Origin of the sequence: Marinobacter sp. es.042 (genome assembly GCF_900188315.1) — a bacterium.
Taxonomy (GTDB): domain Bacteria; phylum Pseudomonadota; class Gammaproteobacteria; order Pseudomonadales; family Oleiphilaceae; genus Marinobacter.
The window spans coordinates 3,851,357-3,864,313 of the sequence record NZ_LT897781.1; the positions used below are offsets into that span (position 1 = coordinate 3,851,357).

A 12,957-nucleotide genomic window follows, 5' to 3' on the forward strand; every position below is an offset into this window, starting at 1 on the left:
GAGATCCCCGCGTTTTCCGCGTTTAAAAACAGGGTTTTAAAAGCATGGCCAAGCGCGATTATTACGAGATTCTCGGGATTTCCCGGGACGCGGACGAGAAGGAAATCAAGCGAGCCTACCGAAAGCTCGCCATGAAGTACCACCCCGACCGTAACCCGGACGACACCGAAGCCGAGAACAAGTTCAAGGAGGCCAGCGAAGCCTACGAAGTACTGGCAGAGCCGTCCAAGCGGGCTGCCTATGACCAGTTCGGTCACGCCGGCGTTGACGGCCAGGCCGGAGGCGGCGGATTCGGAGGCGGCGGATTCGGAGGCGGCGGTGCCAGCTTCTCGGATATCTTCGGCGATGTATTCGGTGACATCTTTGGTGGCGGCGGTCGTGGCCGCAACACCCGGGGTGCGGACCTGCGCTACACCCTGGAGCTGGATCTGGAAGAGGCCGTGAAAGGCAAGACGGTCCAGATCAAGATTCCGGGCCATCGCGAATGTGAAGTATGCGACGGCAGCGGTGCCGAAAAAGGCTCCCGCCCTGAAACCTGCGGTACCTGTAAGGGTATGGGTCAGGTGCGCATGCAACAGGGCTTCTTTACCGTACAGCAGGCGTGTCCGACCTGCCGGGGCTCCGGCCAGATTATCAGGAACCCCTGTCAGGCCTGTCACGGTCAGGGCAGGGTCCAGGAAGAGAAAACACTGTCGGTCAAGGTGCCGCCTGGCGTAGACACCGGCGACCGCATTCGTCTTTCCGGCGAAGGCGAGATGGGCGTCGATGGTGGTCCTCCCGGAGATCTGTATGTGCAGATTGCCGTGCGGGAGCATTCCATCTTCACCCGCGATGGTCGCAACCTCTATTGCGAAGTTCCCATCAGCATTGTTGATGCCTCCCTGGGTGGAGAGCTGGAGGTGCCGACCCTGGATGGCCGGGTTAAGCTGAAGATTCCACCGGAAACCCAGACCGGCAAGCTGTTCCGTCTGCGTAACAAGGGTGTCAGCCCGGTTCGTGGCGGTCCTGCTGGTGACTTGCTATGCCGTGTGATTGTGGAAACGCCGGTGAATCTGACCAAGCGCCAGAAAGAGTTGCTGGAAGAGTTCCAGAAAACTCTGGATGCCAGTAACGGCACAGAGCACGGCCCGAAGAAGACCTCCTGGTTTGAAGGTGTGAAAAGCTTCTTCGACGAAATGAAATTCTGATCGGCGCGACAAGAAGGAACGCGAGCATGAGGGTAGCAATCATCGGCGCCGCCGGGCGCATGGGAAAAGTCCTGATCGAAGCCGTTGACGGCACCGAGGGTCTCAAGCTGGGTGCCGCCGTGGTCGAGCCCGGCAGTAGTCTGATCGGCGCCGATGCCGGCGAAATGACCGGGATCGGCAAAACCGGCGTCAAAATGGCCGGCAGCCTGGCCGATGTGAAGGATGATTTCGATGTGCTTGTCGATTTCACCTTCCCGGATCTGACCCTGGAAAACGCCGAGTTCTGCAAGGCCAACGGCAAAATGCTCGTGATCGGCACTACCGGCATGTCCGACGCCGAAAAGCAGCAATTGGCCCTGGCTGCCGAGTCCACGCCGGTAGTGTTTGCGCCCAACATGAGCGTGGGCGTTAACGTCGTCCTCAACCTGCTGCGCACCGCCGCCGCAACCCTGGGTGACGACTACGACGTGGAAATTATCGAGGCCCATCACCGCCACAAGAAAGACGCGCCCTCGGGGACGGCCCTGCGCATGGGTGAAGTTGTTGCCGATGCCCTCGGTCGTGACCTGAAAGAGTGTGCCGTCTATGGCCGTGAGGGTTTCACCGGCGAGCGAACCCGCAAGGAAATCGGTTTCGAAACCATTCGGGCGGGTGATGTGGTCGGTGATCACACCGTCTTGTTCGCCACCGAGGGTGAGCGTATCGAGGTGACCCACAAAGCCAGCAGCCGGATGACCTTTGCCAAGGGTGCCATGCGGGCAGCTTTATGGCTGAAGGATAAGCCGGCCGGGCTTTATGATATGCAGGACGTGCTGGACCTCAAGTGAGGCCATTTCTCGTGGACACAAAGCGCCATATTTTTTACAATAAGGCGGTTTGACTGCACCAAGCGTACCTTTGCACAAAGATTCTGAAAAAGCGGGACCGAGTTAAGACTCCGTCTCGCTTTTTTGCAACCTGAATTTGCGCTTGCGTTCCTGTTCGTGACGAACCGATACGCCACTCGATGAGGATACAAGCCTTGAGCACACCAGCAATCCTTGCACTCGCAGACGGAAGCCTGTTCTACGGCACAGCCATCGGCGCTGACGGAGAAACCAGCGGCGAAGTGGTGTTCAACACCGCCATGACCGGCTACCAGGAAATCCTGACCGACCCGTCCTACTCCCGCCAGATCGTTACCCTGACTTACCCGCATATCGGTAACACCGGTGTGAACGAAGAAGACATCGAGTCAGACCGCATCCAGGCCGCCGGCCTGATTATCCGCGATCTGCCTCTTCTGGCCAGCAGCTGGCGTAGCAAGGGAACTCTGGACGATTACCTGCGAAGCAACAACATTGTTGGGATCGCCGACATCGATACCCGCCGCCTGACCCGCATTCTCCGGGACAAAGGTTCCCAGAACGGTGCTATCGTTGCCGGTGAAAACGGCACTGCCGAGCGGGCTCTGGAACTGGCAAAAGCCTTCCCGGGCCTCAAGGGTATGGATCTGGCAAAAGAGGTTACCTCCGACAAGATCTGGTCCTGGAAAGAGACCGAGTGGACCCTGGAAGAGGGTTATGGTGAGCGGGAGGAATCGCGGTTCAAGGTGGTTGCCTGGGATTACGGTGTCAAGCTGAACATCCTTCGCATGCTCGCGTCCCGCGGCTGCGACATCACCGTGGTGCCGGCGCAGACTCCGGCCTCCGAGGTTCTGGCGATGAACCCGGACGGTGTGTTCCTGTCCAATGGCCCCGGGGACCCCGAGCCCTGTGATTACGCCATCGCCGCCATCAAGGAAGTGCTGGAAACCGAGATTCCGGTGTTTGGTATCTGTCTGGGGCACCAGTTGCTGGCCCTGGCCAGCGGTGCCAAGACCATGAAGATGGGGCATGGCCACCACGGAGCCAACCATCCGGTTCAGGATATCGCCACCGGCACCGTGATGATCACCAGCCAGAACCACGGGTTTGCCGTGGATGAGGCAACTCTGCCGGCCAATGTCGAGGCGACTCACAAGTCCCTGTTTGACGGCACCCTGCAGGGCATTCGCCGGACCGACAAGCCGGCCTACAGCTTCCAGGGCCACCCGGAAGCCAGCCCCGGCCCCCATGATGTGGCCCCGCTGTTTGACGAGTTTATCCGCCTGATGGAGGCGCGATCGGCCTGAGACCGATCGCTACGGAAAAACTCACGGGCGCCGCGTGTTGCGCTGCCAGAATTCAAAAGTTGCTGACAGGTTTACCAAGACATGCCAAAACGTACCGACATCCAAAGCATCCTGATCCTGGGCGCCGGCCCCATCGTGATCGGGCAGGCGTGCGAGTTTGATTACTCCGGAGCCCAGGCCTGCAAGGCGCTGCGCGAAGAGGGTTACCGGGTTATTCTGGTTAACTCCAACCCGGCAACCATCATGACCGACCCGGTCATGGCCGATGCCACCTACATCGAGCCGATCACCTGGAAGACCGTCGAGAAGATTATTGAGAAAGAGCAGCCGGATGCGCTGTTGCCCACCATGGGCGGCCAGACTGCGCTGAACTGCGCCCTGGACCTCGAGCGCCACGGCATTCTGGAAAAGCACGGCGTGGAAATGATCGGCGCCAACGCCGACACCATTGATAAAGCAGAAGACCGTGACCGCTTCGACAAGGCCATGAAGAAGATCGGCCTCGAGTGCCCGCGGGCCACGATTGCCCACTCCATGGAAGAAGCCTGGAAAGTGGCTGACGACATCGGCTTCCCGTGCATCATCCGCCCGTCCTTCACCATGGGCGGCTCCGGCGGCGGTATTGCCTACAACCGCGACGAGTTCGAGGAAATCTGTACCCGTGGTCTGGACCTGTCCCCGACCAACGAACTGCTGATCGACGAATCCCTGATCGGCTGGAAAGAGTACGAGATGGAAGTTGTCCGGGACAAAAACGACAACTGCATCATTGTCTGCGCCATCGAGAACTTCGATGCCATGGGTGTGCACACCGGTGACTCCATCACCGTGGCCCCGGCCCAGACTCTCACCGACAAGGAATACCAGATCATGCGGAACGCCTCGTTGGCAGTCCTGCGTGAGATCGGTGTGGAAACCGGCGGCTCCAACGTGCAGTTCGGGATGAATCCGGACACCGGCCGCATGGTCGTCATCGAGATGAACCCCCGGGTGTCCCGCTCCTCGGCGCTGGCCTCCAAGGCCACCGGCTTCCCGATCGCCAAGGTCGCCGCCAAGCTGGCGGTGGGCTACACCCTGGACGAGCTGCGCAACGAAATCACCGGTGGCGTCACCCCGGCCTCGTTCGAGCCGTCCATCGACTATGTGGTCACCAAGATCCCCCGCTTCACTTTCGAGAAATTCCCCCAGGCCGACGCCCGCCTGACCACCCAGATGAAATCCGTGGGTGAGGTCATGGCCATCGGCCGGACCTTCCAGGAATCCATGCAGAAAGCCCTGCGCGGTCTGGAAGTGGGCTCCGAAGGTTTTGACGAGAAACTCGAAGACCTGGATTCCGAGAATTCCCGGGAAACCCTGACCCGCGAATTGAACGTGCCCGGTGCCGACCGCATCTGGTACATCGGCGACGCCTTCCGGGCGGGAATGACGGTGGAGGACCTGCACGAGCATACCCACGTGGATCCCTGGTATCTGGTGCAGATCGAGGACCTGATCAAGGAAGAGCAGGCGCTGAAGAGTGCCGGCAAGGCCGACATTGACCAGGCCACATTGTTCCGCCTCAAGCGCAAGGGCTTCTCCGATGCCCGCCTGGCCAAACTGCTGGGCATCTCCGAGGTGAGCCTGCGCAAGCTGCGCCACGATCTGGATATCCGCCCGGTGTACAAGCGCGTGGATACCTGCGCCGCCGAATTTGCCTCCGATACCGCCTACATGTACTCCACCTATGAGGAAGAGTGCGAGTCGGACGCCAGCGACCGCGAGAAGATTGTGGTGATCGGTGGTGGCCCCAACCGGATCGGTCAGGGCATCGAGTTCGATTACTGCTGTGTGCACGCGGCCCTGGCCATGCGTGAAGACGGCTACGAAACCATCATGATCAATTGCAACCCGGAGACCGTGTCCACCGACTACGACACCTCCGACCGGTTGTACTTTGAGCCGATCACCCTGGAAGACGTGCTGGAAATCATCCACGTCGAAAAGCCCAAGGGCGTGATTGTGCAGTACGGTGGCCAGACCCCGCTGAAACTGGCCCGCGGCCTGGAAGCGGCCGGCGTGCCCATCATCGGCACCAGCCCGGACGCCATCGACCGTGCCGAGGACCGGGAACGGTTCCAGCAGATGATCACCCGCCTGGGCCTGAAGCAGCCGGAAAACGCCACCGTGCGCAGCCACGAGGAAGGCATCGTGGCAGCCCGGGAAATTGGCTACCCGCTGGTGGTGCGTCCGTCCTATGTGCTGGGCGGCCGAGCCATGGAAATCGTCTACGACGAGGAAGAGCTGGTTCGCTACATGCGCAACGCAGTGCTGGTCTCCAACGACAGCCCGGTGCTGCTGGACCACTTCCTGAACGCCGCCATCGAGGTGGACATCGACGCCATCTGCGACGGTGAAGACGTGGTCATTGGCGGCATCATGCAGCACATTGAGCAGGCCGGTGTTCACTCCGGTGATTCCGCCTGTTCCCTGCCGCCCTACAGCCTGAGCAAACAGGTGCAGGACGACATGCGCGAAGCTGTGAAGAAGATGGCGATCGAGCTGGATGTGGTCGGCCTGATGAACGTGCAGCTGGCCTGGCAGGACGGCGAAATCTACGTGATCGAGGTAAACCCTCGGGCCTCGCGTACCGTGCCGTTCGTGTCCAAGGCCATCGGCGTGTCCTTGGCCAAGGTGGCGGCCCGGGTGATGGCTGGCAAGACCCTCAAAGAGCTGGAGTTCACCCAGGAAATCATCCCCAGCTATTATGCGGTGAAAGAGTCGGTCTTCCCGTTCAACAAGTTCCCGGCGGTGGATCCGATCCTTGGGCCGGAAATGAAATCGACCGGTGAGGTTATGGGCCTCGGCGACAGCTTCGACGAAGCCTTCGCCAAAGCCGCGCTGGCTGTTGGTGAGCGTCTGCCCGCCAAGGGCACTGCGTTCATGTCGGTGCGGGATGTTGACAAGCCCGGCGCCGCAAAAGTGGCCCGAGATCTGGTTGACGCCGGCTTCAAGCTTGTGGCTACTACCGGCACCGCCAAGGCCCTGAAAGAGGCCGGAATCGAGGTTGATCGGGTGAACAAGGTCCGTGAAGGCCGTCCGCATATTGTGGACGCGATCAAGAACGGACAGGTTCAGCTGATCATCAATACCACTGAAGGTCGCAAGGCCATTTCCGACTCGGCCCAGATCCGCCAGTCGGCATTGCAGACCAAGGTAACCTACACAACAACACTGGCGGGCGGCGAAGCCTTCTGCCGGGCCATCAAGTTCGGCCCGGAGCGCACTGTACGCCGCCTCCAGGATCTTCACGCAGGAAAGTGAGACTATGGCTGACAGAGTACCGATGACAAAGGCGGGCGAGACCCGCCTCCGCGAGGAGCTTCAGAAGCTGAAGTCCGAGGATCGTCCCCGGGTTATTGCGGCGATTGCCGATGCCCGGGAGCACGGCGACCTGAAAGAGAACGCTGAATATCATGCTGCCCGCGAGCAGCAGAGCTTTATTGAAGGGCGTATCCAGGAAATCGAGGGCAAGCTTTCAGCCGCTCAGGTAATCGATGTGACTACCATCGAGAATACCGGCAAGGTGATCTTCGGCACCACGGTGCACCTGCTCAACATGGATACGGACGAACAGGTGATCTACAAGATCGTTGGTGAGGATGAGGCGGATATCAAGGCAGGCAAGCTGTCGATTTCCTCACCGATTGCGCGGGCGTTGGTTGGCAAGAGCGAGGGCGATGTGGTCGCCATTCGCGTGCCTTCCGGTACCGTGGAATACGAGATCGAGCAGGTCGAGTACATCTGATCTCGTCTGTGCTGAACGAAAAAAGCCGGCTGGGGTTTCCCGAGCCGGCTTTTCTGTTTCTGGCTTCCGGGCGGATCAGTGCTTGTGGCGCAACAGGTTGGAGAGCTTGGGGTTCGGCTTTTTGGCTCGGCGTAGTATGACGGCGATCTTGCCGATGGTCTGGACGAGTTCGGCGCCAGAGGATTCGCACAGCGCGGTGATCGCCTCGTGCCGGGCTTCCCGGTCCTGGCTCGCCACCTTGATCTTGATCAGTTCATGATCATTCAGTGCGCGCTCGAGTTCTTCCTGCAGTCCCTCGGAAAGGCCTTTGTCGCCAACAATGATGACGGGCTTGAGGTTGTGGGCAATCGCCCGGTATTCCCGGCGCTGTTCCGGTGAAAGACTCATGATGTAATCTCTTTATTGGTGCAATTAACAAAAGGTCAGCGGCGGAAAGGCTGACTTGAACGTATAATCGTGGAATTGTAACAGATCGTCCCGCTGTAAGAATGGCCGTTAACACGTATCGACGTGGGGTCAGTAAGCAGAAGGAACCAACCCGGGTGGCAAGGGTCAAAAGGTTCGCGGAAATGGGGGCGTATTGAGGGTTGCTGTTGTAATTTCAGATATGGCGCCCAATATGAAGGTTAACGCGACTTTTCATTGCAAAACTGTGTGCTGCGTGTGGCCGATACGGATGGGCCGTTTCTGGTGGACGGGCGTACAATTGGTGTAAGGTGTCAGAAAAGGGTGCTTTGCGAAAGGTTAACCCTACAATTCACAGGTGATGATCCTTGAACGATATGGCAAAAAATCTGGTTCTCTGGCTAATTATAGCCGCCGTGCTGCTGATGGTGTTTCAGAACTTTTCTCCCACCACCACCGGCCAACAAGTCAACTATTCCCAGTTTGTGGAGATGGTCCAGGAAGGTCAGGTCCGTCAGGTCACAATCGATGGGTTGCAGGTTCAGGGTACCCGTGGTGACGGCTCCCAGTTCAAGACAATCCGTCCTCAGGTGTCTGACAACAAGCTGATGGACGACCTGCTCGCGAACAACGTCGAGGTTATCGGTAAGGAGCCTGAGCGCCAGAGCCTGTGGACACAGCTGCTGGTAGCCGCGTTTCCGATACTGATCATCATCGCACTGTTTGTGTTCTTCATGCGCCAGATGCAGGGCGGCGGTGGCGGCAAAGGCCCCATGTCGTTTGGCAAGAGTAAAGCGCGTCTGATGAGCGAAGATCAGATCAAGACCACCTTCGCGGATGTGGCCGGTGTTGATGAAGCCAAGGAAGATGTTAAGGAGCTGGTGGATTTCCTGCGGGATCCCAGCAAATTCCAGCGTCTTGGCGGCAGCATCCCCAAGGGTGTCCTGATGGTTGGTCAGCCGGGTACTGGTAAGACCCTGCTCGCCAAGGCTATTGCCGGCGAAGCCAAGGTGCCGTTCTTCTCCATCTCCGGTTCTGACTTTGTCGAAATGTTCGTGGGCGTGGGTGCTTCCCGGGTTCGTGACATGTTCGAACAGGCCAAGAAGCAAAGCCCCTGCATTATCTTCATCGACGAGATCGATGCTGTTGGTCGCCACCGAGGCGCCGGCATGGGTGGCGGTCACGACGAGCGTGAACAGACTCTCAACCAGCTCCTCGTTGAGATGGACGGTTTTGAGGGTAATGAGGGCGTTATCGTAATTGCCGCTACTAACCGTCCCGACGTTCTCGACCCGGCACTGTTGCGCCCGGGCCGTTTCGACCGTCAGGTGGTTGTTGGCCTGCCAGATATCATTGGCCGTGAGCAGATCCTCAAGGTGCACATGAAGAAGGTGCCTTTGGGGGACGGTGTTGAGCCGGCTCTGATTGCCCGTGGCACGCCCGGATTCTCCGGTGCGGACCTCGCCAACCTGGTGAACGAGGCAGCGCTCTTCGCGGCCCGTCGCAACCAGCGTCTCGTGTCCATGGAAGAGTTTGAGCTTGCCAAAGACAAGATCATGATGGGCGCCGAGCGCAAGTCCATGGTGATGAGCGAGAAAGAAAAGCGGAATACGGCTTATCACGAGTCTGGTCACGCGATTGTGGGTCGTCTGATGCCGGAGCATGATCCGGTGTACAAGGTGAGCATCATTCCGCGCGGCCGGGCTCTGGGTGTCACCATGTTCCTCCCTGAGGAAGACAAATACAGCCATAGCAAGCGCTTCCTGATCAGCTCGATCTGTAGCCTGTTCGGTGGTCGCATCGCGGAAGAACTGACGTTAGGCTTTGATGGTGTCACGACCGGCGCTTCCAACGACATCGAGCGCGCGACCAGTCTGGCCCGCAACATGGTGACCCGCTGGGGTCTGTCCGAGAAGCTGGGTCCGCTGCAGTATGATACTGACAGCGAGGAGCCGTTCCTCGGCCGGTCTGCCGGCCAGTCCCAGACAGTGTACTCACCGGAAACGGCACAGCGAATCGATGAGGAAGTTCGCAACATCATTGACAGCTGCTATGAGAAAGCCAAGCAGATCTTGGTTGATAACCGGGACAAGCTCGACATGATGGCCGACGCGTTGATGAAGTACGAAACCATCGACCGTCACCAGATTGATGACATCATGGAAGGCCGCACACCTCGCCCGCCGAAAGGTTGGGGAGACAGCGGTCCCGCCGGTGGCGTAAAGGCCGACGAGCCTGAGGCAGCGCCGGAGCCAAAGGCTTCTGATGACGGGCGTCATCCCGGCGTTGGCCGGCCGGCCGGAGAACACTGACGGCTAGCAGCTTTTGGTTGTAAAAAGAGTGTAGTTCCCTGCGCCGCCCGGATTCCGGGCGGCGTTTGTTTTTGTCATCGTGAAAAAGGTTTGCCATGAAAATGAATTTTGCCGGGCGGGAAATGGATATGTCCCGCTGCCACGTGATGGGCGTTCTGAATGTAACACCGGATTCGTTTTCCGATGGTGGCCAATTTAACCGGCCGGATGCGGCTCTGGTCAGGGCCAGGCAGATGGTTGCCGATGGCGCCACGTTTATCGACATCGGTGGCGAATCTACGCGGCCGGGTGCCACGCCGGTGTCGTTGCAGGAAGAGCTGGACCGGGTTTGCCCCGTGGTTGAAGCGGCAGCCCGGGAGCTCGATGCGGTTATCTCGGTAGACACCAGTGCGCCGGAGGTCATGGCTGAGACGGCAAAACTGGGGGCAGGCCTGATCAATGATGTGCGAGCCCTGCAACGTGACGGTGTTCCGGAAGTGGCTGCAAAAGCGGGCATACCGGTTTGCATCATGCATATCCAGGGGGAGCCGGATACCATGCAGAACCGGCCCGAGTACCGGAATGTGCGTCGGGAAGTCAGTGCTTTTCTGACCGAGCGCATCCGCGTTGCAGAGCACGCCGGGATTCGCCCTGAAAACATTCTGCTTGATCCCGGCTTCGGTTTCGGGAAAAGCCTCGAGCATAACCTGCAGTTGCTGGCCTCCCTTGAGCAGATGCATATCCTGGGGCATCCCCTGCTGGTTGGCATTTCCAGGAAGTCCATGCTGGGTCATATCACTGGCCGTGAGGTGAATGAAAGGTTGCCTGCGAGCCTTGCGGCCGCGACAATAGCGGCCATGAAGGGTGCCAGTATTATTCGTGTGCACGATGTCAGGGAAACAGTGGACGCTATCCGCGTGGTGGCGGCAGTGAAGGAGGCAGGTTAATGTCCGAGAGAAAGTACTTTGGTACGGACGGTATTCGCGGGCACGTTGGTGAATTTCCGATAACGCCGGAGTTCATGCTGAAACTTGGCTGGGCTGCGGGCCAGGCCTTCAAGCGCGATGGTCAGCGCAACAGCGTGTTGATCGGCAAGGATACCCGCCTGTCCGGTTACATGTTTGAGTCGGCCCTCGAGGCTGGCCTTGCGGCGGCGGGTGTGGATGTAAAGCTGCTTGGTCCTATGCCAACGCCGGCAATCGCCTACCTGACTCGCACTTTCCGCGCTTCGGCCGGCATTGTGATCAGTGCCTCCCACAATCCCCACCACGACAACGGCATCAAGTTCTTCTCAGCGGCCGGCACCAAGCTGGACGATGCTCTTGAAGCCCAGATCGAGCGCTGGCTGGACAAGCCCATTGAGGTTTGTGGCCCGACTGAGCTGGGCAAGGCGTCCCGCGTTGACGACGCACCGGGCCGGTATGTGGAATTCTGCAAGAGCACTGTGCCCAATGAGTTCACGCTCGACGGCATGAATATCGTATTGGACTGTGCCCATGGCGCCACCTATCACGTGGCGCCCAAGGTATTTCGGGAGCTTGGGGCCAAGGTTTCGGTAATCGGTGGCGATCCCGATGGGCTCAATATCAACCTTAACGTCGGCTCCACTCATCTGCAGGCGCTCAAGGCAGCAGTGATCGAGAAAAACGCTGATCTCGGGATCGCATTCGATGGGGATGGTGATCGGGTTCTGATGGTAGATCGGGACGGATCCGAGGTGGACGGCGATGAGCTGCTCTACGTTATTGCCTCCCAACGCTTTGCCGAGGATCGCCTGAAAGGCGGGGTGGTCGGCACGCTGATGACCAATCTGGGTGTTGAGCTTGCTTTGAATGAAATCGGAATCGAGTTCGAGCGTGCAAAAGTCGGCGACCGATACGTGATGGAGCGGCTGCTCGCCAACAACTGGGTGCTGGGTGGCGAGGGCTCCGGGCACATGGTTATCCGCGACTGCACCAGTACCGGTGATGGTATTGTCTCGGCGCTGCAGGTCCTTCTGTCAGTGTGGAAGTCCGGGAAAACACTTGCGGATTTGCGGAAGGGGATGAGCAAGCTCCCCCAGAAAATGATCAACGTTCGGGTGGCGCAGCGTTTCGATCCGTTCAGTCGTGATGATATCGTTGCTGCGGTGCGTAAGGCCGAAACCGAGCTGGGCAGTTCCGGAAGGATTCTGTTGAGGGCCTCTGGCACAGAGCCGCTGATCCGTGTGATGGCGGAGGGGCAGGACGCCAGCGAGATTCTTCGGGTAGTCGAGGAGCTGGCAAAAGTTGTGGAGAAATCCACCGCTTAATTTTGTGTTTTCAGGCGGTTGTCTGCCGGGAGGGAGTGCTGTATAGTTCGCCCTCCCTCACGTTCGGGAACTGTTATGCGTCGGAAGATTGTAGCCGGAAACTGGAAAATGAACGGGTCGAAAGACCTGGCACAAACGCTGGTAAGCGATGTGCGATCCCAGGCGGCCTCTCTTGATAATGGCGTTGAGGTTGTTATCATTCCTCCCGCTATTTACGTCCCGGACGTGGTTGCCAGCGCAGGCAATGTGCTGTCGGTCGGTGTTCAGAACGTGGCGCAATGGGCTTCCGGAGCCTACACCGGTGAGATTTCCGCGGACATGGCGTTGGATCAGGGCTGTCAATACGCCTTGGTCGGTCATTCCGAGCGTCGCCAGCTCTTCGCTGAGACAGACGCTGCAGTGGCCGAAAAAGTCGGTCGCATTCTCGCTTCCGGGCTCCAGGCCATGGTTTGTGTCGGTGAAACCCTGGAAGAGCGTGAGGCTGATAAGGCCGAGACCGTTGTCGCCGCCCAGGTAAAGGCAGGTCTGTCGACGGTCGCAAGCGAACAGTGGCAGCGTGTAGTGGTTGCCTATGAGCCTGTCTGGGCGATCGGAACAGGTAAAACCGCTACGGCACAGGACGCGCAGGCAATGCATGCGTCGATTCGGCAGGTGCTTTCAGAGATGGGCGCACCGGCCAATGAGATTTCCCTCCTTTACGGGGGCAGTGTAAAAGCGGATAATGCAGCCGCTCTTTTTGCCGAGCCGGATATTGACGGCGGTTTGATCGGCGGAGCGTCGCTCAAAGCAGAAGATTTTGTAAGTATTTGCCGGAGTGTTCCGGCGGGTACCTGAATTTAAAGGTTCGC

Annotated in this window: 10 protein-coding genes; 9 read left to right on the forward strand and 1 reads right to left on the reverse strand. The window is 58.9% G+C overall.

Annotation, left to right across the window (positions count from 1 at the left end; genetic code table 11):
* Positions 1-44 precede the first annotated feature (44 nt).
* The 5 genes from dnaJ to greA all read left to right on the forward strand — a co-directional run bounded on the left by dnaJ (position 45) and on the right by greA (position 7,123).
* On the forward strand, positions 45-1,187 hold the full coding sequence (dnaJ, locus tag CFB02_RS17660) for a molecular chaperone DnaJ (protein ID WP_088559057.1): 1,143 nt from the start codon (positions 45-47) through the stop codon (positions 1,185-1,187).
* A gap of 26 nt (positions 1,188-1,213) precedes the next feature.
* A complete protein-coding gene (gene dapB / locus CFB02_RS17665) occupies positions 1,214-2,014 on the forward strand; it encodes a 4-hydroxy-tetrahydrodipicolinate reductase (protein ID WP_088559058.1) in 801 nt (266 codons plus the stop codon).
* A 194-nt stretch (positions 2,015-2,208) separates the two neighbouring features.
* On the forward strand, positions 2,209-3,339 hold the full coding sequence (gene carA, locus CFB02_RS17670; protein WP_088559059.1) for a glutamine-hydrolyzing carbamoyl-phosphate synthase small subunit: 1,131 nt from the start codon (positions 2,209-2,211) through the stop codon (positions 3,337-3,339).
* 81 nt (positions 3,340-3,420) lie between these two features.
* Positions 3,421-6,639: a carbamoyl-phosphate synthase large subunit gene (gene carB, locus CFB02_RS17675; protein ID WP_088559060.1), complete on the forward strand. Its 3,219-nt coding sequence runs from the start codon at positions 3,421-3,423 to the stop codon at positions 6,637-6,639.
* 4 nt (positions 6,640-6,643) lie between these two features.
* Positions 6,644-7,123 carry a transcription elongation factor GreA gene (gene greA, locus CFB02_RS17680; RefSeq protein WP_075267597.1) on the forward strand — a complete coding sequence of 160 codons (480 nt, stop codon included), beginning with the start codon at positions 6,644-6,646 and terminating at the stop codon, positions 7,121-7,123.
* A 75-nt stretch (positions 7,124-7,198) separates the two neighbouring features.
* On the opposite strand, the gene yhbY is transcribed toward greA, so the two are convergent.
* Positions 7,199-7,510, reverse strand: a complete 312-nt coding sequence (gene yhbY / locus CFB02_RS17685) for a ribosome assembly RNA-binding protein YhbY (RefSeq protein WP_088559061.1) — start codon at positions 7,508-7,510, stop codon at positions 7,199-7,201.
* A 386-nt stretch (positions 7,511-7,896) separates the two neighbouring features.
* Between yhbY and ftsH the strand changes: the two genes are divergently transcribed.
* From ftsH to tpiA, 4 genes are all read left to right on the forward strand, one after another.
* Positions 7,897-9,840 (forward strand): ATP-dependent zinc metalloprotease FtsH, encoded by a 1,944-nt coding sequence (gene ftsH / locus CFB02_RS17690; protein WP_264753952.1) that lies wholly within the window; start codon positions 7,897-7,899, stop codon positions 9,838-9,840.
* 95 nt (positions 9,841-9,935) lie between these two features.
* The gene (gene folP / locus CFB02_RS17695; RefSeq protein WP_088559062.1) at positions 9,936-10,766 is read left to right on the forward strand and encodes a dihydropteroate synthase; all 831 of its coding nucleotides are present in this window, start codon (positions 9,936-9,938) and stop codon (positions 10,764-10,766) included.
* Positions 10,766-12,109: a phosphoglucosamine mutase gene (glmM, locus tag CFB02_RS17700; protein WP_088559063.1), complete on the forward strand. Its 1,344-nt coding sequence runs from the start codon at positions 10,766-10,768 to the stop codon at positions 12,107-12,109. The genes folP and glmM overlap by 1 nt, the downstream gene beginning before the upstream one ends.
* A gap of 75 nt (positions 12,110-12,184) precedes the next feature.
* Positions 12,185-12,943, forward strand: a complete 759-nt coding sequence (gene tpiA, locus CFB02_RS17705) for a triose-phosphate isomerase (protein WP_088559064.1) — start codon at positions 12,185-12,187, stop codon at positions 12,941-12,943.
* Positions 12,944-12,957: the final 14 nt, after the last annotated feature.

Excerpts from the sequence above, each read along its gene's own strand:
- dnaJ (WP_088559057.1), top strand. The coding sequence starts at position 45 with ATGGCCAAGCGCGATTATTACGAGATTCTCGGGATTTCCCGGGACGCG.
- dapB (WP_088559058.1), top strand. The coding sequence starts at position 1,214 with ATGAGGGTAGCAATCATCGGCGCCGCCGGGCGCATGGGAAAAGTCCTG.
- carB (WP_088559060.1), top strand. The coding sequence starts at position 3,421 with ATGCCAAAACGTACCGACATCCAAAGCATCCTGATCCTGGGCGCCGGC.
- greA (WP_075267597.1), top strand. The coding sequence starts at position 6,644 with ATGGCTGACAGAGTACCGATGACAAAGGCGGGCGAGACCCGCCTCCGC.
- yhbY (WP_088559061.1), bottom strand. The coding sequence starts at position 7,510 with ATGAGTCTTTCACCGGAACAGCGCCGGGAATACCGGGCGATTGCCCAC.
- folP (WP_088559062.1), top strand. The coding sequence starts at position 9,936 with ATGAAAATGAATTTTGCCGGGCGGGAAATGGATATGTCCCGCTGCCAC.
- glmM (WP_088559063.1), top strand. The coding sequence starts at position 10,766 with ATGTCCGAGAGAAAGTACTTTGGTACGGACGGTATTCGCGGGCACGTT.
- tpiA (WP_088559064.1), top strand. The coding sequence starts at position 12,185 with ATGCGTCGGAAGATTGTAGCCGGAAACTGGAAAATGAACGGGTCGAAA.